This is a genomic window from Nocardiopsis alba DSM 43377 (assembly GCF_000341225.1).
GTDB lineage: Bacteria > Actinomycetota > Actinomycetes > Streptosporangiales > Streptosporangiaceae > Nocardiopsis > Nocardiopsis alba.
Genome location: NZ_ANAC01000011.1, coordinates 57,909 through 80,086, shown reverse-complemented (window position 1 = coordinate 80,086; position 22,178 = coordinate 57,909). Strand labels below are relative to the sequence as shown.

General features: G+C 69.3%; 24 protein-coding genes and 1 tRNA gene. 14 read left to right on the top strand and 11 right to left on the bottom strand.

Annotation, left to right across the window (positions count from 1 at the left end; genetic code table 11):
• Nucleotides 1-289: 289 nt before the first annotated feature.
• On the top strand, nt 290-769 hold the full coding sequence (locus D451_RS0110235) for a hypothetical protein (RefSeq protein ID WP_017534317.1): 480 nt from the start codon (nt 290-292) through the stop codon (nt 767-769).
• A 25-nt stretch (nt 770-794) separates the two neighbouring features.
• On the opposite strand, the gene D451_RS0110230 is transcribed toward D451_RS0110235, so the two are convergent.
• On the bottom strand, nt 795-1,037 hold the full coding sequence (locus tag D451_RS0110230; protein ID WP_017534316.1) for a hypothetical protein: 243 nt from the start codon (nt 1,035-1,037) through the stop codon (nt 795-797).
• A 563-nt stretch (nt 1,038-1,600) separates the two neighbouring features.
• Here D451_RS0110230 and D451_RS28070 point away from each other — a divergent pair.
• The gene (locus tag D451_RS28070) at nt 1,601-1,741 is read left to right on the top strand and encodes a hypothetical protein (protein WP_161628222.1); all 141 of its coding nucleotides are present in this window, start codon (nt 1,601-1,603) and stop codon (nt 1,739-1,741) included.
• Here D451_RS28070 and D451_RS0110220 read toward each other — a convergent pair.
• The 4 genes from D451_RS0110220 to D451_RS0110200 form a co-directional block, all read right to left on the bottom strand.
• Nucleotides 1,734-2,096 (bottom strand): hypothetical protein, encoded by a 363-nt coding sequence (locus D451_RS0110220; RefSeq protein ID WP_014910472.1) that lies wholly within the window; start codon nt 2,094-2,096, stop codon nt 1,734-1,736. The two genes, D451_RS28070 and D451_RS0110220, sit on opposite strands and share 8 nt — an antisense overlap.
• A 675-nt stretch (nt 2,097-2,771) precedes the next feature.
• Nucleotides 2,772-2,978: a hypothetical protein gene (locus D451_RS0110210; RefSeq protein WP_152472843.1), complete on the bottom strand. Its 207-nt coding sequence runs from the start codon at nt 2,976-2,978 to the stop codon at nt 2,772-2,774.
• Nucleotides 2,979-3,081: 103 nt separating this feature from the next.
• A tRNA-Arg gene (locus D451_RS0110205) sits at nt 3,082-3,157 on the bottom strand.
• Nucleotides 3,158-3,316: 159 nt separating this feature from the next.
• Nucleotides 3,317-4,570, bottom strand: coding sequence for an aspartate aminotransferase family protein (locus D451_RS0110200; RefSeq protein WP_014913256.1), 1,254 nt, complete (start codon nt 4,568-4,570; stop codon nt 3,317-3,319).
• A gap of 160 nt (nt 4,571-4,730) precedes the next feature.
• On the opposite strand from D451_RS0110200, the gene D451_RS0110195 reads away from it, so the two are divergent.
• Nucleotides 4,731-6,194: an NAD-dependent succinate-semialdehyde dehydrogenase gene (locus tag D451_RS0110195; protein WP_017534313.1), complete on the top strand. Its 1,464-nt coding sequence runs from the start codon at nt 4,731-4,733 to the stop codon at nt 6,192-6,194.
• Nucleotides 6,195-6,260: 66 nt separating this feature from the next.
• On the opposite strand, the gene D451_RS0110190 is transcribed toward D451_RS0110195, so the two are convergent.
• The 4 genes from D451_RS0110190 to D451_RS0110175 all read right to left on the bottom strand — a co-directional run bounded on the left by D451_RS0110190 (nt 6,261) and on the right by D451_RS0110175 (nt 9,308).
• Nucleotides 6,261-6,959, bottom strand: a complete 699-nt coding sequence (locus D451_RS0110190) for a GntR family transcriptional regulator (protein WP_014911865.1) — start codon at nt 6,957-6,959, stop codon at nt 6,261-6,263.
• 96 nt (nt 6,960-7,055) lie between these two features.
• On the bottom strand, nt 7,056-7,802 hold the full coding sequence (locus tag D451_RS0110185; protein ID WP_014911557.1) for a maleate cis-trans isomerase family protein: 747 nt from the start codon (nt 7,800-7,802) through the stop codon (nt 7,056-7,058).
• A gap of 88 nt (nt 7,803-7,890) precedes the next feature.
• Nucleotides 7,891-8,730, bottom strand: coding sequence for a maleate cis-trans isomerase family protein (locus tag D451_RS0110180; protein WP_014910575.1), 840 nt, complete (start codon nt 8,728-8,730; stop codon nt 7,891-7,893).
• 95 nt (nt 8,731-8,825) lie between these two features.
• A complete protein-coding gene (locus D451_RS0110175; RefSeq protein WP_026124966.1) occupies nt 8,826-9,308 on the bottom strand; it encodes a DUF3830 family protein in 483 nt (160 codons plus the stop codon).
• Nucleotides 9,309-9,634: 326 nt separating this feature from the next.
• Here D451_RS0110175 and D451_RS0110170 point away from each other — a divergent pair, with 326 nt between their 5' ends.
• The 11 genes from D451_RS0110170 to D451_RS0110120 all read left to right on the top strand — a co-directional run bounded on the left by D451_RS0110170 (nt 9,635) and on the right by D451_RS0110120 (nt 19,204).
• The gene (locus D451_RS0110170; protein ID WP_014912812.1) at nt 9,635-10,663 is read left to right on the top strand and encodes a D-2-hydroxyacid dehydrogenase; all 1,029 of its coding nucleotides are present in this window, start codon (nt 9,635-9,637) and stop codon (nt 10,661-10,663) included.
• Between the two features lie 26 nt (nt 10,664-10,689).
• On the top strand, nt 10,690-12,210 hold the full coding sequence (locus D451_RS0110165; protein ID WP_017534311.1) for an amidase: 1,521 nt from the start codon (nt 10,690-10,692) through the stop codon (nt 12,208-12,210).
• A gap of 286 nt (nt 12,211-12,496) precedes the next feature.
• Nucleotides 12,497-13,168: a response regulator gene (locus tag D451_RS0110160; RefSeq protein WP_014913384.1), complete on the top strand. Its 672-nt coding sequence runs from the start codon at nt 12,497-12,499 to the stop codon at nt 13,166-13,168.
• Between the two features lie 294 nt (nt 13,169-13,462).
• Entirely contained in the window at nt 13,463-13,999 is a 537-nt protein-coding gene (locus D451_RS0110155; RefSeq protein WP_017534310.1) for a DUF1062 domain-containing protein, read from the top strand.
• A 184-nt stretch (nt 14,000-14,183) separates the two neighbouring features.
• Nucleotides 14,184-14,414 carry a hypothetical protein gene (locus D451_RS0110150; protein ID WP_014911946.1) on the top strand — a complete coding sequence of 77 codons (231 nt, stop codon included), beginning with the start codon at nt 14,184-14,186 and terminating at the stop codon, nt 14,412-14,414.
• Entirely contained in the window at nt 14,411-14,815 is a 405-nt protein-coding gene (locus tag D451_RS0110145) for a type II toxin-antitoxin system VapC family toxin (protein WP_017534309.1), read from the top strand. Before D451_RS0110150 ends, D451_RS0110145 begins: the two co-directional genes overlap by 4 nt.
• Nucleotides 14,816-14,970: 155 nt before the next feature.
• Entirely contained in the window at nt 14,971-15,345 is a 375-nt protein-coding gene (locus tag D451_RS0110140; protein WP_014912455.1) for a superantigen-like protein SSL4, read from the top strand.
• Nucleotides 15,335-16,966, top strand: coding sequence for a sensor histidine kinase (locus tag D451_RS0110135; protein WP_014911494.1), 1,632 nt, complete (start codon nt 15,335-15,337; stop codon nt 16,964-16,966). The genes D451_RS0110140 and D451_RS0110135 overlap by 11 nt, the downstream gene beginning before the upstream one ends.
• On the top strand, nt 16,963-17,622 hold the full coding sequence (locus D451_RS0110130; protein ID WP_014911085.1) for a response regulator transcription factor: 660 nt from the start codon (nt 16,963-16,965) through the stop codon (nt 17,620-17,622). The genes D451_RS0110135 and D451_RS0110130 overlap by 4 nt, the downstream gene beginning before the upstream one ends.
• Before the next feature lie 113 nt (nt 17,623-17,735).
• Nucleotides 17,736-18,335, top strand: a complete 600-nt coding sequence (locus tag D451_RS0110125; RefSeq protein WP_036568031.1) for a DUF4956 domain-containing protein — start codon at nt 17,736-17,738, stop codon at nt 18,333-18,335.
• Complete coding sequence (locus D451_RS0110120; protein ID WP_014910772.1) at nt 18,332-19,204, top strand: polyphosphate polymerase domain-containing protein; 873 nt, start codon at nt 18,332-18,334, stop codon at nt 19,202-19,204. Before D451_RS0110125 ends, D451_RS0110120 begins: the two co-directional genes overlap by 4 nt.
• Before the next feature lie 206 nt (nt 19,205-19,410).
• Here the strand turns inward: D451_RS0110120 and D451_RS0110115 are convergent, their stop codons facing one another.
• Complete coding sequence (locus D451_RS0110115; protein WP_014908637.1) at nt 19,411-19,695, bottom strand: hypothetical protein; 285 nt, start codon at nt 19,693-19,695, stop codon at nt 19,411-19,413.
• A gap of 414 nt (nt 19,696-20,109) precedes the next feature.
• Nucleotides 20,110-22,158 carry a heavy metal translocating P-type ATPase gene (locus D451_RS0110110; RefSeq protein ID WP_017534307.1) on the bottom strand — a complete coding sequence of 683 codons (2,049 nt, stop codon included), beginning with the start codon at nt 22,156-22,158 and terminating at the stop codon, nt 20,110-20,112.
• Nucleotides 22,159-22,178 lie beyond the last annotated feature (20 nt).

Sequence of the window (22,178 nt, the reverse complement as noted above, 5' to 3'; positions counted from 1 at the left end):
AGCGCCGATGTCGGAAAAACGCACCCCGCCGACACCACGGAGAACCACCGCCCCGGAACGAAACGAAAGCGCCCCGGAGAAGCCCTCGCACAATTACCTGATTCCCGACCGGACATGCATTGAATTCCTCATGGAGGGCCACCGCACCACCGCGCACGACCCACCCGGACGCCCGAGCGGACCGTTCCGTTGCCCCATGGCTGAAATCGGTCACCAGCCCACAAATCAGCACATAGACAACAGCAGCGCCCTACAGTCCAGAGGAGATCGACGACAAGGAGCATCCCCCATGCGTTCCTCCTCCATCGCCGCCTGCGCGGCGCTTCTACTCACCCTCACCGCCTGCACCCAGGCCGACGCGGGTGACAACACCACGGACCGGACGGCATCGAGCCCGGAATCCGCCCCCACCCCCGCGACCACACGCGAGGCCGCCGAACAGGCGATGGAGGGCGACCCCTGGTACGAGAGCCTCACCGACGAACAACTCGACCTCATCCACGATGGCTCCGCGGACCTGTGCTCCGTCGCCGACGAGGAGATCACCTACGGCGAGGTCGAAGACGGCGCGCAGTCCATGTCCTACACCCGGACCCTGGTGATGCAGATCGGCCTGGCCGGCGCTCTCGCGGCCGTGAACAAGGGCGAGGAGGTGGAGGAGTCCGCACGTCGATTCCTGATGACCTACATCGGCGAGGACTGCCCCGAGCACACCGACGCGATGATGGTGATCCTCGACGAACAGCGCGACGTCCTCTTCGGCTCGTAGCCGGAAACCCCCGAGCGGCCCGCCATCACCGTCGGGCCGCCCCTCCCTTTTCAGAGAAGGCCACCCGGCTACGACGCCGAGTCTCCCGATGACACAGCAGGGACAGCCAGGACGCCATCGCGAACGCCATCACACCGACCGCCATCTGCGGCCACATCGGCTCCCCCACCAGAGGGCCGGCGGCCACCAGCAGCGTGAGGGCACCGGCGAACATCAGCGCACCGCACACCCTCATCACCAGAAGCCCCTGAGCGCTGAGATTCTCCATCACGAAGACTCCTGTTCCCCGGCTACGACGTGGGTCCACAGCGCCCACCACAGAATCAGACCATCCTCCCCGGTGGCCCTCACAACCTCGAGCCTTTGGGAAGAGCGATACCTCTCCGGCGATCGCAGCGTCCTCGAACGAGGACAAGAACCTCTTGTCCTCGTTCGAGGACGGGGTGGTCACGATGGTCGAAGAGTTCGCTCTGACAGGGTGGTCCAAACTGGGCGGGCTGGTCAGAGACACCCGACTCTCCAAAGGCCTCAGCCAAGCGACTGTGGCCTCACAGGCCGGCGTCGCCCGCTCCTGACTGGCCCGGGTCGAGGCGGGGCACCGCGGTGTCGAGCTGGAACCCCTGCTCCGATTGCTCGACGCCTTGGACCTGACGCTGATCCTGAGATCGACCACCGAGAGCGTTCAGGAGACGGACCCGCCACCCGACCAGGCCTCCACAGGGGCAGCGGTCCCTCCACGAAAACCACGGCAGGAGCGGGCCCACACCGAGCCACGCTCCGCATCGGAGGCCCGCCGAGCATCGTGGGGTCTGCCCATCGGAGATGGGGACGATGATGCCTGAACGTCTGTACGTCCTGCTGTCGGGCGAGATCGTGGGCCACCTGGACCGCGAATCCCCCGATCAGGCACCTTCCTTCCTGCCCAACGTGTCCTCACGTGCTCTCGTTCGAGCTGCTCGAACCTCTATGTAGGGCCCTGGCAGGCCTGATGACAGGTCCAGGTGAACACCTCGTCGAGAATCGTCGGAACGGTCTCATCCGGATCCAGGAACTCACCGTCATAGCCGATCCCGTCCACCCCCGAAAAGACCTCCGAAAGATGGTCGAACAGACTCTCGGGCACCGCGGCCTGGTCATTCTCGTCGACCTCGGGTTCAGCGTGGGCGCGGGTCACCACACCTGGCCGAGGGGTGATCCAGTCCCCCGCAGCGTCCTTCCCGAAAATCCTCACGTAAAGGCGATGTGGGTGTGGTTCCCCTCGCTCCGGAGGAGACAGAGTCTCGTCCACCAGAACTTCCAGAACGGCGCCCTCGAACCTTCGCTCCATCGGTGCTCTTCTCCCTATCGACCGGCACGGCCCGACCACCCTCCCCGGATCACCGCGAACGCGAAGGCCGCTCGAAACGGTGTTCTGGGAGACGATGATCGGCGCGCTCACCCTGCCACAACAGTCCGGCGCCCGTAGAGGAATCCGGGAAACGCTCTCGGCCTGCGCGCCTATCGCAGGTGTCTTCCGTTAAGCGGTGGGCCGGCCTTCTCCTTCGGAAGAGGTGGCCACTCCGCGGGGACGTACACCGGCGTGCGGCTATATCGCCGACTCTCCTTCTGCCGAGGAGGTGAGCCGATGGGAGTCCGCGGCGTGTCGGCGCCTCTCCCGGGCGACCCATATGAACATCGGGGTGTACCAGAGCAGCAGTGCCGCGAGGGCGTAAGCCCATCCTGCGTAGGAGAGCAGAAGAAAGACGGCCAGGTTGGGCACTCCATGCCTGAGGACCATCCAGCGATCCACTGATCCGGTGTCGTTCATCGGGTGGGGGCTCCCGCTCTGTGGCCGTGGGGGTGACGCTGATGCCGCCCCCTACCGATAAGACAACCCGGGCCGGACCACTCGCGCAAGCCCCCGGCCCGAGAGGCGGAGCGGACCATCCCTGCGTTGGAGGCCCACTCCCGACAGATCCTGAACCGCTCGAGCGGCTGAACCGTCAAGGCCCCGTTGCGGCGGCTACGACGTGGGGCCCTTTTCGGAGGCGGCCGCTCTCCGGGCTCGGTAGGCCTCGACCAGCTTCCAGACCCCCACCGACACTCCCAGACATGACATCCAGGAGAAACGACCCTCCACGACCCAGATGACGATGGCCGACGGCACCCCTATGACGACCATGCATCCGTAGAGGACCATCATCCCCGGGCTCTCGGCTCCGTCGTTCACCGTTCGGGCTCCGCTCTGGGGGTGAGGGACTCTCGACAGCGGAAAAGAGACCGCCGGGCCTGTGTGGTGTGCAGGTCCGGCGGTCTTCTCCACTGTCTCAAGGTGGCGCACTCGGGAGGACTCGAACCCCCAACCTTCTGATCCGTAGTCAGATGCTCTATCCATTGAGCTACGAGTGCAGGTATTCGGTTGTGTGTCGCCCGGGCGGGCTCTGCGCTCTCCCTTGCGACGTCTCCGACTCTATCACGGTGTCGGAGTGCCTTTGCGCCATTTTCCGGTGTGACCCGGACCATGGGTGCGCCGCCACCTCGGACGGCGCCCCCATGGGGCCCTGGTGGCTAGGAGACGGTCTCCTCGACGGAGGCCGCCCACAGTTCGAGGGCGGTGTCGACCTGGTCGCCATCGACGATGAGCGGCGGGATGAAGCGGACGACGTTGCCGGCGGGGCCGCAGGTCAGCAGGAGCAGGCCGTTCTGCGCGGCCGCCTGCTGGGCCTTCTGCGCGGACTGGCCGTCGGGGGTTCCGTCGGCCTTGACGAACTCGCAGGCCCGCATGAGGCCCCGGCCCCGGACGTCGCCGATGGCGGGGTGGGCCTCGGCGATCTTGGCCAGCCCCTGGTGGAGGCGCTCGCCCTGGCGGGCGGAGTTCTCCACCAGACCCTCCTCCTGGATGACCTCCAGGGTGGCGAGGGCGCCGGCGCAGGCGACGGCGTTGCCGCCGTAGGTGCCGCCCTGGGAGCCCGGCCAGGCCTTGTCCATGATCGCGGCGGGGGCGGCGATGGCGGAGATCGGGAAGCCGCTGGCCAGCCCCTTGGCGGTGATGACGATGTCCGGACGCACACCGGAGGGCTCGTGCCCCCAGAAGGTGCCGGTGCGACCGAAGCCGGTCTGCACCTCGTCGAGGACCAGCAGGAACCCGTGCTGGTCGGCGCGCTCGCGCAGCCCCTGAAGGAAGGCGTCGGGGACCGGAACGTAGCCGCCCTCGCCGAGGACGGGCTCGATGAAGACGGCCGCGGTGTCCTTCGGGGAGGTCACCGTGGCGAACTGGTAGTCGAGCTCGCGCAGCGCGTAGGCGACGGCCTCCTCCTCGGACATGCCGAGCCGGTAGGCGTACGGGAAGGGCGTGACCACGACGCCGGGGACGAGCGGGCCGATGCCGGCGCGGATCTTGGTCCCGGAGGTGGTGAGGGAGGCGGCGCCCATGGTGCGTCCGTGGAAGGAGCCCTGGAAGACGACGGCGTTCTGACGCCCGGTGGCCTGGCGTGCCAGGCGCAGGGCGGCTTCGACGGCCTCGCTGCCGGAGTTGACGTAGAACAGGCGGTCGAGCCCTTCGGGCAGGACCTCGCCGAGACGTTCGGTGAGTCGCAGCAGGGGCCGGTGCATCACGGTGGTGTACTGGCCGTGGATCAGGGTCGCGACCTGCTCCTGGGCGGCGGCGACCACCTTGGGGTGGCAGTGGCCCGTGCTGGTCACCCCGATGCCGGCGGTGAAGTCGAGGAAACGGCGGTCGTCCTCGTCGTACAGGTAGACACCCTCGCCTCGTGCGGCGATGACCGGTGTCGCCTGCTTGAGAACCGGGGAGAGTTCCGCCATGCGATGGCCTCAATTCCTTGTATCGGGTTCCGTAGGATTGTTGACAATCGACGCTGCTATGGAAACATCCGGGAGCGGCGGTGTCCAGAGGACGCACGCCGGGCAGTTCTGACACCACAGGCCGTCCCGTCGGGTCGGCCCGTCGACTGAGGAGCGAAACATGTCGGATCGGGAAGTACGGGTCGTCGAACAGGTGAACAAGGCGCTCTTCCTCGGCGGGAAGTGGCGTGAACCCGCCTCGGGTGCCTCCTTCGCCGTCGAGGACCCCTCGACCCGAAAGGTGCTGTGCGAGGTCTCGGACGCGGGCGAGCGGGACGCCATGGAGGCCCTCGACATCGCCGCCAAGGCCCAGCCGGGCTGGCAGCGGACCGCTCCGCGCGAGCGCGGCGAGATCCTGTACCGGGCCTACGCCCTGCTCATGGAGCGCCAGGAGGATCTGGCGACCCTCATGACGTTGGAGATGGGCAAGCCCCTCGCCGAGGCGCGTGGGGAGATCGCCTACGCGGCCGAGTTCTTCCGCTGGTTCTCCGAGGAGGCGGTGCGGATCGAGGGCGGGTTCTCCCTCTCACCGGACGGGAAGTCGCGCTTCCTGATCATGAAGCAGGCGGTCGGGCCCTGCATGCTCATCACCCCGTGGAACTTCCCCATGGCGATGGGGACCCGCAAGATCGGCCCGGCCATCGCCGCGGGTTGCACGATGATCCTCAAGCCGGCCCACCAGACCCCGCTGTCCGCGCTGGCGCTGGCCGGGATCCTCACGGAGGCGGGGCTGCCCGAGGGTGTGCTCAGTGTCCTGCCGACCACGGACCCGGGTGGGATCACCGAGCCGCTGCTCACCGACGGGCGGATCCGCAAGCTCTCCTTCACCGGTTCGACGGCGGTCGGCCGCAGGCTGCTGGAGCAGAGTTCGGGTCAGGTGCTGCGCACCTCCATGGAGCTGGGCGGCAACGCGCCGTTCCTGGTGTTCGACGACGCCGACCTGGACGCCGCGGTGGACGGGGCGATGCTCGCCAAGATGCGCAACATCGGTGAGGCGTGCACGGCCGCGAACCGCATCTACGCCCAGTCGGGTATCGCGGAGGAGTTCTCCCGCAGGCTCAGCGAGCGCATGGGCGCGCTCCGCCTGGGCCGGGGGCTGGAGGACAACGTCGACGTGGGCCCGCTCATCGACGACAAGGCCCGGAAGAAGGTGCAGGACCTGGTCGACGACGCCGTGAACCTCGGCGCGAACGTACTGGTGGGCGGCGGACCGGGCGACGGTCCGGGGCACTTCTACCGGCCGACGGTGTTGGCGAACGTGCCCTTCGCGGCGGAGCTGTCCCGCACCGAGATCTTCGGTCCGGTGGCCCCGGTGATGCCCTTCGAGACGGAGGAGGAGGTGCTGCGGGCCTCCAACGACACCGAGTTCGGGCTGGTCAGCTACGTGTACACCCGTGACCTGAACCGGGCGCTCCGGGTGGCCGAGGCGCTCGAGACCGGCATGGTGGGGTTGAACCAGGGTGTCGTGTCCAACCCGGCGGCCCCGTTCGGCGGGGTGAAGCACTCCGGCCTGGGCCGTGAGGGCGGTCGGGTCGGCATCGACGAGTTCCTGGAGTCGAAGTACGTCGGCATCGGCGGGCTCTAGAGGGCGCGAAGACGGGCCCCGACCGCGACGGACCGTGGTCGGGGCCCGTCGGGTTCGTCGTTCCGGTCAGTCCGAGGTCTCGTCCTCGGCCGTCGCCTCGTCGGCCGTCTCGCCGTTGATCCGGTCGACGGTGTCGAGCATGTGGGTCTCGATCAGGCCGAGTAGACGGTTCTCCTCGCCCTCGACGATCGCGTCCAGGATCCTGCGATGTTCCTCCAGGAGCTCCTCGGGTTCGGGGTAGACGTCCTGCATCACGGTGAGGCACATACGGGTCTCGACCAGCAGTGTTCGCGCCATGCGCTCCAGACGCGAGTTGCCCGAACAGCTCACGAGGGTCTCGTGGAACTCCTGGTCGGCCTCGCTCATCGCGTGGCGGTCCGCGGCCGCGGCGGCCCGGGCCAGCCGGTCCAGGGCCGGGGTGAGGCGGGCCACGGCCTCACCCCTGTTGCCCCGCATGATCAGCTCGCAGGCGGTCCTCTCCACCGCGAGCCGGGCGACGTAGACGTCCCGGACGTCGTCGGGTGTCAGCTCGCGCACGAACAGGCCCCTGTGCCGTTCACTGCGGAGCAGCCCTTCTTGGACCAGGCGTTGCATCGCCTCACGGAGCGGACCCCGGCTCACTCCCAACCGTCCGGCCAGGTCGGCCTCGCCGAGCTGGTCCCCCGGTGAGAGGGAGCCGTACATGATCGCGGCGCGGAGCTGGTCGGCGATCAGCTCGGCGGTGGACCGCCGTGGGACGGGACGAAGTTGGCCGGGGGCCGACATGGGACTTCCCTTCTCGGGACGTGGTCTGAACTCGATCGAGAATACGGGGACGTGCCGGACATCAATGGACGAATCGGCACGGATGGGTCCCCGAGGTCATCGCCGTTCGAAGGCGTCGCGGACCGTGGAGGTTCCGGAGCGGAACAGGTTCCCGGGCCCCGGACGCGACTCGCAGCGGCCGACCAGACGCAGCCCCTCCCAGACGCTGACCTGGTTGGCTGTGAGCACCGTCTTGCCCAGCAGGGCCTCCATCGGGTCGATGAGGTCGGCGCTGTGCAGGGCGGTGTCCGGGACCAGCACGGCGTCGGCGCCCGGGTGGTCGTTGGAGATGACGAAGTCGAGCGCCTCATCGGGGTCGAGCCGCCCCACCTCCGCGGCGGTGACGATGCCGTGGCTGGCCAGGGACAGGACGGTGACGCCGGCCTCGGTGAGGAACCGTTCGAAGCGTCGGGCGACGTCGTCGGGGTAGGTCGCGGCGATCGCGACCCGGGAGAGGCGCAGTTGTCGTAGGGCGTGCACGAAGGCGAAGGAGGTGCTGGAGGCGGGGACGCCGACGACGTCGCGCACCCCCTGGACCTGCCGACGCGCCCCGTCCCAGCCGAAGACGAAGCTTCCGCTGGTGCACGCCCAGATGGCGGAGTCGATCTCCATCGCGGAGAGCTCCTCGGCCCCCTTCGAGAGCACCTCCTCGCTGCCGACGTCCAGTAGGGCGTCGACCCGGTGGGCGTCCTCGCGCATGAGCGTGTGCACAAGGGGCAGTTCGACGTCGTCGATCTGCGAGGCGAAGGTCTGGTAGTCGTCCTCGGCGCTGAAGCCGGGGTAGAGGATTCCGACGCGGGTCATGCTTCTCCTCAAGGTCTGTGGGGCCCACCGGGGCGGCCGGCCGTCGAGGTCGGGACCGCCCCGGTGGGTCGTTGGTCGAACGGTCGGTTCAGCCGACCCCGGTGGGAGCCATGCCGATCAGGCTCTGTCCGTGGGCGACCGCCCGGTGGCCGGCGGCCCGCATGACCGCCCACATGGTGACCTGGTTGGCCGCGATGACGGGTTTGCCCAGCTCGCGTTCCAAGGGCGCGATGATGTCGTAGGTGAGGACGTTGGTGCAGCTGATGAAGACGGCCTGGGCGTCCGGTCGGTCGGCCTCGTGCACCGCGCGGGCGACCTCGGAGTAGGTGACCTTCCAGATGTGGCTGAGCAACCCCAGCCCGACGCTGGAGGTGACCCCGACGCCGTGTTCGGCCAGATAGGCCAGGAGCCGGTCGGTCACGCTGTCCACGTACGGGGTGACCACCGCGATCCGGTCGGTGCCCAGGGTCTCCAGGGCGCTGATCAGCGCCCCCGACGTGGTGACGGCCTCGGGCGCCCCGGCCGTCAGCATGGTGTGGCGCAGCGTGCGCTCCCCGTGGGCTCCGTGGACGAAGCTTCCGGACGCGCAGGCGTAGCCGATGGCCAGGGGCTCGGGCGCCATGAGCTCGCGTACCGCCTTGCCCACCCTCTTGCCCTTGCTGAGCGCGGCGGCCTGGTCGACCGTCACCGGAACGCGCACGTAGGGCAGGCGGGTGATGAAGAGCGAGACGTCGTCGGGCGTCCACCGCCATAGTTCGCGGTCGAGAGCGAAGTCGTAGGGCGCGATGACGCCCACCCCTGCCTGCCAGGGTGTCGTCGTCGACGCCGACAGTTCGACGATCTCGGACGTCTCCGGCTGTACGGGGACGGCCGGGGTCATGGGGTCGAAGCCGCCCGCGGGGTTCGGTCCGTTTCCCTCGGTTCGCATCGGTCACTCACCTCCCGTTGATGTGCTCTGTGGTGATCGTTCGGGTGTGTCGGTCGATTCGTCGGTCTCGTGCCGTCTCGGCGCCACGGGGCCGGTCAGCGTTCCAGCCGTTCGTACAGGAGACGCTCACCGACGCTGCCGGAGCGCCAGACGTCGTTGCAGGCCTCGGCCATGGCGGGCAGGTTCTCCACGACGGTGGCGAACACGTTGCCCGGCACCCAGCCCACGTCGCCGTTGAGCAGCAGGTTGTTACGTCCGTAGAAGAGGGCCAGATCGATCACTCCGGGAAGGTGGCCGATGCCCTTGTCCTCCTTGAAGGAGCGGTCGAGCATGCCGGAGTCGAAGGAGAAGTAGACGATGTCCCCGGGGATGGGTGTGACGGTGGGGTTCTCCTGGCCCGGTTCGGGATCGGCGAACCTCGGGACCATCGTGTAGACCTCGTTGCGCGCGTACTTGGCGTGTTGGACCGCGTCCCCTTGCGGGAGGGCGTTCCATACCGCCTCGCAGGTGCGGGGCGCGTCCTCGTCGAGGAGTTCGGCGACGCAGGAGACCCCGCGTCGGGCGAGCGTGACTGTCATGTACCTGGGCAAGTGGGATCCCTTCGGCGGGGCCTACGTGCTTCCTTTGTGGGACGGTCGGCCCGGGGTCCTGTTCCGGGCCTGCGGGGTCACGGCACTGTTGATTGTCGACAATCTTATGATCAACCCTCCGAATGCGGCAATAGACCCGTCTAGTACGGGTATCCCCAGATCGCCGACCGGGTATGAGGTGGAGCTTTGTCGTACGACAGTCCTTTTGTGGATTGTTGACAATCCTATGCGGGCTCCCTAGCGTTCTCCGTGCAGGGCGAACCCTCACCCCGACGGCACCAGTCCAGAACCCGTCAACCGGAAAGCTCACGCCAGTGAACCGTCCGCCCAGTACCGCCACCGTCTCCGCACCCGAACGGCCCAGGCTCCTCGTCCTCCACGGAGAGGAGACCCCGTCGGGGCTCGAACGTCTCCACGACCACCCCGGACTCGGCGAGGTCGTCCACACCACCGCCGACGGACTCGCAGGAGCGCTCCCCGGAACGGACGCGCTCCTCGTCTGGGACCTGTTCACCGAGGCCCTGTCCGCCGCCTGGCCCAAGGCCGACTCGCTGCGGTGGGTGCACGCGGCCACCACCGGTGTGGACAACCTGATGTTCCCCGGGCTCGTGAACAGCGACGTCGTCGTCACCAACTCGCGCGGTGTCTTCGACGAGCACATCGCCGAATACGTCCTCGGGCTGATCATCTCCTTCGCCAAGGACTTCCCGCGCTCCTGGGAGCTCCAGCGAGAACGGCACTGGCTGCACCGCGAGACCGAACGCGTCACCGGCAAACGGGCCTTGGTCGTCGGCACCGGCCCGATCGGCCGCGCGATCGGCCGCAAGCTCACCGCCATCGGGATGCGGGTCGAGGCCTCGGGCAGCCACGCCCGGGAGGGCGACCCCGACTTCGGCCGTGTGTACGCCTCCCACCTCGACCCGGATCACGGCCCCGGCCTGCGCGAAGCGCTCCCCGAGGCCGACTACGTGGTCGTCGCGGCGCCGCTCACCGACTCCACACGAGGTCTGGTCGACCGGCCCTTCCTCGACCTGATGAAACCCACCGCGCGGCTGATCAACGTGGCCCGCGGCCCCATCGTCGTCCAGTCCGACCTGGTCCGAGCCCTGGAGGCGAACTCGATCGCCGGGGCGGCCCTGGACGTCTTCGAACGGGAACCGCTCAAGGCGATCAATCCACTGTGGGGCCTGCCCGGGTCCGTCGTCTCACCGCACATGTCGGGTGACGTGATCGGTTGGCGCGACGACCTGTGGGAGCTGTTCCTGGACAATCTCGACCGCTACCTGGGCGGGCGGGAACTGCGCAATGCCGTGGACAAGGACCGGGGTTACGTACCCGGCTGACCCCTCGCGTGACTTGGGAGGCTGTAGTGACGATCCGTTCCGACCGAGCCGGGGCCGACGACACCGGCTCGGGCCTCGGTGCGGCCCCGACCGGAACCGAGCCGGGGGCCGCCCACACCGTCCCCAGGGCGCGTTCCGGCGACCGCACACCGGCCGACCTGTCCGCCGAGCAACTGTTGAGCGCCTACTCCACCGGGGAGCTGTCCCCGGTGGAGGCGGTCGCCTCGGTGCTCGCGCGTATCGAGCAGGACGATCCGGCGCTCAACGCGTTCTGCCTGGTCCGCCCGGAGGAGGCCTTGGAGGCCGCCCGCGCCTCCGCCGAACGGTGGCGACGGGGCGAGCCCGCGGGACGGCTCGACGGAGTGCCCACCTCGGTCAAGGACATCCACCTGACCAAGGGGTGGCCGACCCGCAAGGGGTCGAGGGCCTCCTCCGCGGAGGGGCCGTGGGAGGAGGACTCCCCCGTGGTGGCCCGCCTGCGCGAGCAGGGCGCCGTGTTCGTCGGCAAAACCACCACCCCCGAGCTCGCCTGGAAGGGGGTCACGGACAACCCGCTCACCGGTATCACCCGCAATCCGTGGGACCCGTCCACGACCCCGGGAGGGTCGAGCGGAGGTTCGGCCGCCGCCGTCGCCGCCGGCATGGGTCCGCTGGCCACCGGCACCGACGGAGGCGGTTCCATCCGGATCCCGGCGAGCTTCAGCGGGATCTGCGGCATCAAGCCCACCTGGGGGCTGGTCCCGCACTACCCGGCCAGCCCGTTCGGTTCGCTGGCGCACACCGGGCCGATGACGCGGACCGTCGGCGACCTGGCGCTCATGCTCGACGTGATCTCCGGCTTCGACTCCCGGGACTGGATGGCCATGCCCACCCCGCCCCCGGGGCTGGCCGAAGCGGGGCGCGGCGAGGACCCGAGGGCGCTGGTCCAGGGTATGCGGATCGCCTACAGCCCGACCCTGGGCGGCCAGTACGTGGACCCGGAGGTGGCCCGGGTGGTCGCCGACGCGGTGCGCGTGTTCGAGGAGCTGGGCGCCGAGGTGGAGGAGGTCGACCCGGGGCTGCCGGACTCCAGGCACGAGTTCCACGTGCTCTGGTACACGGGGGCCGCGAAGGCCACGGAGGCGCTCACCGACGCCCAGCGCGAACTCCAGGATCCGGGGCTGCGGGAGATCATCGAGGAGGGTCTGACCTACTCGGCTCAGGACTATCTGACGGCGATGGCGTTGAGGATGGCCATGGGCGCCCGGATGGGGCGCTTCCACGAGACCTACGACCTGCTGCTGACGCCGAGCATGCCGATCGTGGCCTTCGAGGCGGGCCTGGAGTCGCCTCCGGGGTCGGACGACCGCAGGTGGACGTCCTGGGCCGGGTTCAGTTACCCGTTCAACATGACGCAGCAGCCGGCCGCGAGCGTTCCCTGCGGGTTCGGCGGCTCGGGACTGCCGATCGGACTCCAGGTGGTGGGTCCCCGCCACTCGGACGCCCGGGTGTTGCGCGCCTGCCGCGCCTTCGAGCTGGCCCGCCCGTGGGCCGGCCTCAGGCCCTGATCCTCACCGCCGCCGCCCGTCCCGGATCCGCTCCGGGGCGGGCGTTTTCGCGACCGGATGCGGTCGGCCGGGCCGAGGGGCGATAGGTTGACTTCGGCACCGCGGCCACCACGTCCGAACCGTGGGTGAACAGGGGCTTTGAACGGTCGCTATGCACTTTGTCCTGAAATAGGACTTTTGGCAGGTCACTTCGATGCCCTAAGACCCCCGCTGGACCTCGTCCACGTATTAACGTCTTTCTCGGAGTGATGTCGCGAGCCTCAGGAGACGGGAAGAGGGAGAACCGATGGCGGGCGGTGGGACCGAAAGGCCTCAGAAGCGGATCAGGGTCTTCCTCGTCGACGACCACGAGGTCGTTCGACGCGGTGTCGCCTCGCTCTTGGAGACCGAGGACGATATGACCGTGGTCGGCGAGGCGGGGACCGCCGAGCAGGCCCTGTCGCGCATCCCCGTCGTCCTGCCCGACGTCGCCGTGCTCGACGTCCGCCTCCCCGGCGGCTCCGGGGTCCAGGTGTGTCGTGAGATCCGCTCCGACCACCCCGAGATCGCCTGCCTCATGCTCACCTCATTCGCCGACGAGGACGCCCTCTACGACGCCGTCATGGCCGGTGCCGCCGGCTACGTGCTCAAGCAGATCCACGGCGCCGATCTGGTGGGCGCGGTGCGCACCGTCGCCTCCGGTGGCTCGCTGCTGGACTCCGGGAGCACCGGAGCGATGCTGGAGCGCCTGCGCGGCGCCCAGGCCGAGCCCGACCCGCTGGCCGAACTCACCCCGCAGGAGCGTCAGATCCTCGACCTCATCGGCGAGGGCATGACCAACCGGCAGATCGGCGAACGCCTCTACCTCGCCGAGAAGACCGTGAAGAACTACGTCTCGGCCCTACTGGCCAAGCTGGACCTCAAGCGCCGTACCCAGGCCGCGGTCCTGGTCGCCGAGCTGCGCGGCCGCCGCTACTGACGGTCCGCCCCTCGCCCCTTCCACGCGAGGGCCTTCGCGCACACGCCGGAAAACCCCTTGAAGTCGGCCCCGGAGCCTCGTAGGTTGCCCGGGACCGTTCATCGTGAAGACAGGGGAAGTACCCGCGTGACCCCGCCTGCCCTTTGACCTGACACCTTTCGCTCAACGTGAGGCCGACCATGCCGTCGGCTCCGCCGGGCTGCCTTCGAGCGCCCGGTAGTACAGCGTTCGAGGCCGCGCGTAATCGGCCTCGTGTCAGGTTCGAGAGCACTCATGTCTTCACAACCTCATACCGTGCCGTCCTGGACCGTCCGTCGGACCGGGCTGCCCCTGCTGTCGCTGCGGTGCGTGGACTGCCGATCGGAATCGGCCACCACCGGCGAGGGCAGGTTCCGCGTCAACGCCAACGGCGGACGACTGGACGTGTGGCTGCTGGTCCGCTGCGTGGGCTGCGACCGCACGAACAAGCTGACCGTGCACGAGCGCGCGGCGGTGGGTTCCTTCGACCCGGCCGTGCTGGACGGATACCACGCCAACGACCTGGACCTCGTGACGTCCCGGCTGTTGGATCCGGCTCTGGCACGGCGCCACCACTTCACACTGGACTGGCGTGACGCCTGGCGGCTGGACGCCCCGACGGTGCCGATCGACCATGCGTGGCCGATCGGGTCGAAGGTCGTCTTCGACGCTCCGGTGCCGCTGCGTCCCGATCGGCTCCTCGCCCGAGGTCTGGGCCTGAGCCGGAGCGAGGTGGCGCGCCGGATCAAGGCCGACGTCTCACTGCGCCGTCCGAGGAACACCGATTTCGCGTTCACACTGATGCCCGTCTGAGGACGGGACCCGTCCCGCCCGGGGAGGCCCGTCGACACGGGTCGCCCCGGGCGGGGCCCTCCGGAGCGGAGGGGCCTCCCCTCCCCCCGCGCGCGACCACTCTCTCGTCACCCTTCTCTTGCCCGAACCTCGACCGGGTATTGTGGGTATTACCCACATGGGGATTCAGGGAAGGAGTGGCACGATGGAACTGGTCAAGAGAGGCAGCCGAGGGCGTATCACCCTGGGAGAAAAAATCCTCACCAGCGAGTACTACGAAGTGGAGATGGCCGAGGACGGCACCGTCATCCTTCACCCGGTCAACGTCACCCGGGCCAACGCCCAGGTGTTCGAGGAGAGCAGCGGGAGCATGACGACCTCCGTCACCAGGGAAGACGTCACAGACGCCATATCCGAGATAAGGGAGGGCCGTTGATCGTCGTCGACACCTCGGCCCTCATCAACGCGCTCACCTCTCAGGGAGAGATCGGCAAGGTCGCCCGCGATCGACTCGGCTCCGAAGAATTGACCGCGCCCGCCCTCATCGACTGGGAGGTCTCCTCGGTCCTGCTCTCTCTGTCGAAGCCCTCACGAGGTCGGGCCGCCGGACTACCTCGGCATGACCGCGACCTGGCCATGAACGCCTTCGAACGTTTGACCATCGTTCGTTACGGTCTCCACCCCTTGTGGCCTCGAATGCGAGAGTTGGCGAACAACCTCTCCGGTTACGACGCCGCGTACGTCGCCTTGGCCGAACAACTGGACGTACCTCTCGTCACCGCGGACCGGCGCATCGAGCGCGGAGCACGAACCACCGCCACCATCGAGGTCCTCTAACGACGCATGAACCCCCGGGCGGGGCCCTCCGGAGCGGAGGGGCCTCCCCTCCCCCCCCCCCGCGCGCGACCTGGGAACATGAAGATCTCCTCATCTTCGTTTCATGAGGACTTCGTGTGGATCGGGCAGGCTCGGCGAATATGAGATCACCTTTGATGCCACTGGTCACAGGGGCGTTGACGGTCGTCCTCGTGGCCTCCGCGGCTCTGGTCTGGGTGCTGTTCCTGCGCGCTCCGGAGTCGACACCCGTCTCCGAGGTGGTGATCGGGACCTCGCCCGAGGACGCGTCGCCCGACCCCACGGACGAGGGCGTGGTGTCGCCTCCCTCGACCGTCACCGGCGAGGAGGAGCCCGCGGCGAGCGAACGACCGTCGGAGCCCGCGGAGACGGAACCTCCCCCATCGCCGACCGGTTTCCCCGTCGACTGCCTCGACGGCGCCTCCGGCCACGAGAACTGGGGAGAGGACCAATGGGAGAGCTGGTGGGACGCCTGCCTGGAAGCACGGTTCGAGGACGACGATGACGACTGACCCCGACGAATCCCCCGACTCCACCACCGTGCGGATACCCCCCGGAGGCAGACCCGGGGGCGGGTCCGGCGCGACCTCGCTCTTCCCGACGATGGTCATCCGCGGACCTCAGCCCGAACTCCCCCAACGGCGGCGGATCCCCGCTCGCCTGCTCATCATGGCGTGGCTGGTCCTGCTGATGACCGCCGTCCTGGTCCTGGTCAACGTCGTGACCTGGAGCGCCCTGACCACCCGAGGCGAGGAACGGGTCGACCGGGCGTTGAGCCAGGAGACCGCGGAGTTCGAGGAGTTCGCCTCGATCGGGGTCGACCCCCGCACCGGCGAGCCCTTCACCGACGTCTCCTCGCTCATCCGGGTCTACCTGGAGCGTCAGTACCCGGACGACGCCGAGATCCTCTTCGGCTGGGTCGACGAGAGCACGGGCGAGTCCTCACGGCAGCGCGGCGGCGCACCCGGCGGCGAGGCCCCGCCCGCCGACTCCGGGCGGCTCCGGCACGGCCAGGAGCCTCCGCACGACCTGTCGGCCGACCCCGAGGCGGTCGGGGAGATCCTGGACTCCCCCGACGCCCGCGGCTCCCTGGACACCCCGGCGGGCCCGGTCCGCTGGGAGAAGGTGCGCGTGCTGCCGCCGGACGGGCGGGACGGCCCGGCCGGATGGTTCGTGATCGGCTACTTCACCGCCGAGGAACAGGACACCATCGGTTCCACGATGGGCACGATCGCCCTGGTGAGCGGGCTCGGCCTGCTCGCGGCGGCCACCGCGGCATGGTGGGTGGCCGGGCGCATCCTCGCCCCGGTGCGGCTGGTCCGCCAGACCGCCGCGGCCATCGGCGAGGAGGATCTGACCCAGCGCATCGAGGTGTCCGGGCGGGACGACATCGCGGCCCTGGCCGAGCAGTTCAACAGCATGCTGGACCGGCTGGAGGGCGCGTTCACCGCCCAACGCCGGTTCGTCGACGACGCCGGACACGAACTGCGTACCCCCATCACGATCGTGCGCGGCCACCTGGAGCTCATGGGCGACGATCCGGAGGAGCGTCGTGAGGTGGTCCGGCTGGTCACCGACGAGCTGGACCGGATGGGCCGTATCGTCGAGGACCTGTTGCTGTTGGCCAAGGCGCAGCAGCCCGACTTCGTCCGCCCCGAACCCGTCTCCCTGGCCGAGCTGACCAGCGACATCGACGCCAAGGTCCGTCCTCTGGGAGACCGGTCGTGGCGGCTGGAGGCGATCGCCGACGGCACCGCGAGGCTGGACCCGCAGCGCGTCACCCAGGCGATGGTGCAGTTGGCGGCCAACGCGGTCCGCTACTCCCCCGCCGGTTCGACCGTCCGGATCGGTTCGGCCCTGGTCGGTTCGGACGTGCGTCTGTGGGTGTCCGACCAGGGGTCGGGGATCCCCGCCGAGGACCATGGTCGCGTGTTCGAGCGCTTCTCCCGGGGCCGCCGCACGGAACGCGGCGAAGGGGGCGCCGGGCTGGGGCTGGCGATCGTACGGGCCATCGCCGAGGCCCACCACGGCCGGGTCGATCTGCGTTCGGCCCCCGGTCAGGGGTCCACGTTCACTCTGGTCCTGCCGGTCGATCGGCCCGCGGGAGGAAGCATCGGAAGGGAACAGGCTTGAGTCGCGTACTCATCGTCGAGGACGAGGAACGGATCGCCTCGTTCGTCCGCAAGGGGCTGACCGCCAACGGGTTCGCCACCACCGTGGTGGGGACCGGGGCCGACGCGGTCGACTACGCCGTCACCGGCGGCTTCGACCTGATGTTGTTGGACCTGGGGCTGCCGGACACCGATGGTTTCGACGTCCTGCGTCGGCTCCGGGCCATGGGGGTGGATCTGCCCGTGGTGATCCTGACCGCCCGGGACGGGGTGCGCGACACCGTGACCGGGTTGGAGATCGGGGCGGACGACTACGTCACCAAACCGTTCCGCTTCGAGGAGCTGCTGGCGCGGGTCCGGCTGCGGATGCGCAACGAGCGCACGGCCGACCTGACGGTACTGCGCGTCGGAGACCTGTCACTGGACCTGAGGACCCGTCGGGTGTCGGTGGAGGAGGCCACGGTGGACCTGACCGCGCGCGAGTTCGCTCTGTTGGAACTGCTCATGCGCCATCCGGGGCAGGTGATGACCCGACAGCAGATGTTGTCGCACGTGTGGGGCTACGACTACGACCCCGGTTCCAACGTGGTGGACGTGTTCGTGCGCGCCCTGCGTCGCAAGGTGGGCGCGGAGCGGATCGTGACGGTGCGGGGCATGGGGTACCGGCTGACCGGCTGATCCGCGGGTGCCGGAGCGCTTCGAGGATTCGTTCCGGGGTCGTGCGGCGTTCATGAGGATTTCCTCATCCGAGGCTCATGGACGTCTCACGACCGCCCCACAGGATGATGGCCATGATCTGGTTCGCTCTCGCGGTCGACCTGGCCGCCATCACCGTGTTGTCCTACGTCCTCTACTTCCGTCGGCACGGCCGTCGTGATCTGGTGCTGGCCTACGTGGCCCTCAACGTCGGCATCTTCGCCGTGGTCGCGATGATGGCCCGCCAGGAGGTGGGGCTCGCGGTCGGGTTCGGCCTGTTCGGTGTCCTGTCGATCCTGCGGCTGCGCTCGGATCTGATCAGCCAGGGCGAGATCGGCTACTACTTCGTGGCGATCTCCCTGGGCCTGGTGAACGCGATCGCGCCGCCTCTGGTGATGATCGGTCTGAACGTCCTGCTGCTGGGGGTGCTGTACGTGGCCGGACACCCGAGGCTGTTGCCGCGCACCCAGCGTCGGATCATGACGTTGGACGTCGTGCACGAGGACCCCCTGGCGCTCCGCCAGGACCTGGAGGGTCGCCTTCGCGGCAAGGTCCGGCACGTGGAGGTCACCGAGGTGGACTACGTGCGCGACCTCATGGTGCTGGACGTCCGCTTCCAGGTGCCCCCTCCCGAGTCGGTCCCCCGTACCGGGCAGCGGACCCGCCCCCTCGCGACGCTGTGGGGTGGCCGGTGAGCGTCCGCCCCTCCCCCGCCCCGACGGGGTCCCTCGCCGCCGGGAACGACCTCGACCCCTCCCCGCTCGGGCCGATGCCGCCCGGACTGGAGCGGCTACGCCCCCTGTCCCTGGCCGAGACCAACGAACGCGCCTCCCTGGTCACCCGCACCTGCCGCAAGTACCTGGTGCCCGTGAGCTCGATGTCCGACCTCTTCGCGGGGGCCGAGCGCGACTTCGGGGTGCTGGAGATCGGCGGCCGGACCTCCTTCCTGTACTCGTCGACCTACCTGGACACACCGGACCTGAGGACCTTCCACGACCACCGGCAGGGGCGCCGACTCCGGTACAAGGTGCGCACCCGCACCTACCTGGACACGGGCACGAGGATGTTCGAGGTGAAGACGAAGGGCGCGCGGGGGATCACCGACAAGGTACGGATCGAGCTGCCGATGGAGACGCCGGAGGATCGGCTCACCCCGCGGACCCGGCGGTTCCTCGATCGGACCCTCGACCGGTGCCGGCTGGGATCCCCGGACACGTTGACCGCGTCGGCGGTGACCGACTACCGCCGGAGCACGGTGGTCTCCCTCTCCGGGCTGGAGCGGGTGACCGTCGACACCGGGCTGGTGGGGTACCGCGGGGATCGCATGGTGCGCATGCGGCCGGACGTGGTGCTGCTGGAGATCAAGACCCGGGGTGGACTGACCCCGACCGAGCGTCGTCTGCACGAACTCGGGTTCCGTGAGGCCCGTTTCAGCAAGTACGCCGCGGCGCTGGCCGCGCTCGAGCCGGGACTGCGCGGCAACCGTTGGCTGCGGGCGATGGGGCTCTGCCTGGACCACCCCGAACCACGCCGCGATCTCCTCGCCGAGAGGCGTGGGGCATAGGAGGAGGTCACGGACGCGCGTGATGTTTCACGTGGAACATCCGCCGCTCTCCGGCTCCTTCTCGAAGAGAGCCGCCGCCTCGTAACCGGTCGAGGCGGCGGCCCCATCGCGTGCCCCTCCCGCTACAAGAGGGCGATCACGACCTCACCATGGTCGCAGTCGCGGTGACGCGGGTCCAGACCACCGACGAAGGTGGAACCGGAAAGTCATACGAACCCGGGATCGGTGAGGGCCCGCGCGACCCGACGCCAGTCCACGTCGCCGAGACCGCCCCACCGGAGGTCCTCCACCACCGCCTTCAGGGTGCGCAGATCCCAGTCGTCGGTGATGGGTATGTGGCCGTCGCGATGGTCGCGCACCAGCTCGGTCACATAGTTCCGCAGGTGGTCGGAGCCCCTGTGGGCGTGCCGACGCGCCTGGGCGTGCCATCGGGCGTCGTGCGGGATCCAGGCCTCGATGACCTCGGTGGGATCGGGGGTGGCAGGGGGCACTAGGACCGCCCGTTCCCCGCCGATGTTCCGGAACGAACACCGAGTGGGCGTTGACAGTTCCTGCACTTCTGGTTCACTCCGCCGTTCCAGCTTCCGCAGTAGTCGCAGTACATGAGAGCTCCTCCCCGCCTTGTTCGTGCCGAGACTAAGGCCATTCCGGAGTCGGGAGGTGTGGAACGGGACAAGTGACCGCTCTGAGGTGGGTGTTCACAAAGTGCCCTCTGTGACGGCAGGGACTCATGCGAACTTTTCGTGGGCGAGAAGACGATCACCGCCTTCGGCACCGGGTGGGGCGTCGGGTCGGGATCGTGCCCTCCCTGGGCGAAGCGGATGGAGGGGCGCGACGATCCCGCCGCCGGCCGTGAATCACGTCCGACGGGATCCGTCGCGCCCCTCCCGTCGAGAGAGCGTCCCTCAGTCGGCCGGCCTCAGGTCGAGCCGCCGCAGAAGCTGGGCGTTGAGCGCCACGATGATCGTCGACAGGCTCATCAGCACCGCGCCGACCGCGGGCGCCAGCACGATCCCGATCGGGGCCAGGACGCCGGCGGCCAACGGCACCGCGACCACGTTGTAGCCGGCCGCCCAGGCCAGGTTCTGGATCATCTTCCGGTAGCCCGCCTCCGAGAGCCGACGGACCGAGAGCACCCCGCGCGGATCGTCTGAGGCCAGCACCACACCGGCGGACTCGATGGCCACGTCGGTGCCCGCGCCGATGGCGATCCCCACGTCCGCTCGGGCCAGCGCCGGAGCGTCGTTGACCCCGTCGCCGACCATGGCGACCCGGTGCCCTCGTTCCTGGAGGTCACGGACGACCGCGTCCTTCTGGTCGGGCAGGACCTGGGCGAAGACCTCGTCCAAGCCGAGCCGCTCGGCCACCGTGTCGGCGACGTTGCGGGCGTCACCGGTCACCATCGCCACCCGGACGCCCTGCGCCTGGAGGTCGCGCGTGGCCGCGGCGGACTCCGGGCGGATCTCGTCGGCCAGCGCCAGAGCGCCGACCACCTCTCCGTCGGAGACCACGTGCAGGACGGTCGCCCCCTGGTCCCGCCAGGTCCGGGCGCCCTCCACCAGCTCGGAGGGCTCGTCGAGCCCCAGGGACTCCAGCAGCGCCGGCCCGCCCACGTAGGCCTCGGCCCCGTCCACGGTGGCCCGGACCCCGCGTCCGGTGAAGGAACGGAGGTCGGTGGCGGTCGGCACCGCCCCCCGCTCCTCCGCCGCCCGGACGATCGCCCTGGCCAGCGGATGTTCGGACTCGGACTCCACCGCGCCGGCCAGGGCCAGGACGTCCTCGCTCCGGCGCCCCGTGGCGGCGATCGTCCCCGAGAGCGCCGGCGTGCCCTTGGTCAGGGTCCCGGTCTTGTCGAACAGCACCGTGTCGATCAGACGGGTGCGTTCCAGGGCCAACCGGTCCTTGACCAGGATGCCGTTGCGCGCGGACAGGGTCGTGGAGATCGCGATGACCAGGGGGATCGCCAGACCGAGGGCGTGCGGGCAGGCGATGACCAGCACGGTGACGGTCCGTTCGACGGCCTGGCCGCTCTCGCCGAGCAGCACTCCCCACACGAACGCGGTGATCACGGCGGCGGACAGGGCGAACCAGAACAGCAGCGCCGCGGCCCGGTCGGCCAGGGCCTGGGAACGGGACCTGGAGGCCTGCGCCTCGCTCACCAGGCGTTGGATCCCGGCGAGGGTGGTGTCGTCGCCGACGGCGTCCACCCGGACCCGGATCGAGGAGTCGGTGGCGACGGTGCCGGCCACCACCCGATCCCCTTCGGACCGGGTGACGGTGCGGGACTCACCGGTGATCATCGACTCGTCGACGGCCGCGCTCCCCCGGACCACGTTCCCGTCCGCGGGCACCCGTCCTCCGGAACGGACCAGGACGGTGTCCCCGAGCCGCAGGTCGGAGACGGCGACCTCCTCGATCCGCTCCTGATCGTCGACCCGCTCGGCCCGATCGGGCAGCAGGGCGGCGAGGGCCTCCAGGGCTCCGGAGGCCTGCCCGAGGGCGCGCATCTCCAACCAGTGCCCGAGGAGCATCACCACGATCAGGAGGACGAGCTCCCACCAGAAGTCCAGACGCATGCCGACCACCCCGAGGGTGGCGAGCATGCTGGAGACGAAGGCGACGGTGATCGCCATCGCGACCAGGGTCATCATGCCGGGGCGCCGGTCGCGCAGCTCGGCGGGGAGCCCGGACAGGAACGGCCATCCTCCATAGAGGAAGATCACGGTCCCCAGGATCGGGGGGATCCAGGTGAGGGCCTCGGGGACCTCATAGCCGAGCCAGGTGGAGATCATGTGGCTGGTGAACACCACCGGGACGCTCAGCAGCAGGCTCCACCAGAAGCGTCGGCGGAACATCGCGGCGTGGTCGCCGTGCCCCGCGTGGCCGCCATGGTCACCGTGGCCCGCGTGTTCCTCTTCCCCGTGCCCGTGTTCGTCGTGTGCGCCGTGATCCATGTGTGCGCGGGTCCGAGCCT

What these genes read in the sequence shown, in the direction of transcription:
- D451_RS0110140 (WP_014912455.1), top strand. Translation starts at nt 14,971, where the DNA reads ATGCCACTGGTCACAGGGGCGTTGACGGTCGTCCTCGTGGCCTCCGCG.
- D451_RS0110175 (WP_026124966.1), bottom strand. Translation starts at nt 9,308, where the DNA reads ATGACAGTCACGCTCGCCCGACGCGGGGTCTCCTGCGTCGCCGAACTC.
- D451_RS28070 (WP_161628222.1), top strand. Translation starts at nt 1,601, where the DNA reads ATGATGCCTGAACGTCTGTACGTCCTGCTGTCGGGCGAGATCGTGGGC.
- D451_RS0110180 (WP_014910575.1), bottom strand. Translation starts at nt 8,730, where the DNA reads ATGCGAACCGAGGGAAACGGACCGAACCCCGCGGGCGGCTTCGACCCC.
- D451_RS0110150 (WP_014911946.1), top strand. Translation starts at nt 14,184, where the DNA reads ATGGAACTGGTCAAGAGAGGCAGCCGAGGGCGTATCACCCTGGGAGAA.
- D451_RS0110200 (WP_014913256.1), bottom strand. Translation starts at nt 4,570, where the DNA reads ATGGCGGAACTCTCCCCGGTTCTCAAGCAGGCGACACCGGTCATCGCC.
- D451_RS0110220 (WP_014910472.1), bottom strand. Translation starts at nt 2,096, where the DNA reads ATGGAGCGAAGGTTCGAGGGCGCCGTTCTGGAAGTTCTGGTGGACGAG.
- D451_RS0110185 (WP_014911557.1), bottom strand. Translation starts at nt 7,802, where the DNA reads ATGACCCGCGTCGGAATCCTCTACCCCGGCTTCAGCGCCGAGGACGAC.
- D451_RS0110125 (WP_036568031.1), top strand. Translation starts at nt 17,736, where the DNA reads ATGATCTGGTTCGCTCTCGCGGTCGACCTGGCCGCCATCACCGTGTTG.
- D451_RS0110190 (WP_014911865.1), bottom strand. Translation starts at nt 6,959, where the DNA reads ATGTCGGCCCCCGGCCAACTTCGTCCCGTCCCACGGCGGTCCACCGCC.
- D451_RS0110235 (WP_017534317.1), top strand. Translation starts at nt 290, where the DNA reads ATGCGTTCCTCCTCCATCGCCGCCTGCGCGGCGCTTCTACTCACCCTC.
- D451_RS0110135 (WP_014911494.1), top strand. Translation starts at nt 15,335, where the DNA reads ATGACGACTGACCCCGACGAATCCCCCGACTCCACCACCGTGCGGATA.
- D451_RS0110230 (WP_017534316.1), bottom strand. Translation starts at nt 1,037, where the DNA reads ATGGAGAATCTCAGCGCTCAGGGGCTTCTGGTGATGAGGGTGTGCGGT.
- D451_RS0110160 (WP_014913384.1), top strand. Translation starts at nt 12,497, where the DNA reads ATGGCGGGCGGTGGGACCGAAAGGCCTCAGAAGCGGATCAGGGTCTTC.
- D451_RS0110195 (WP_017534313.1), top strand. Translation starts at nt 4,731, where the DNA reads ATGTCGGATCGGGAAGTACGGGTCGTCGAACAGGTGAACAAGGCGCTC.
- D451_RS0110110 (WP_017534307.1), bottom strand. Translation starts at nt 22,158, where the DNA reads ATGGATCACGGCGCACACGACGAACACGGGCACGGGGAAGAGGAACAC.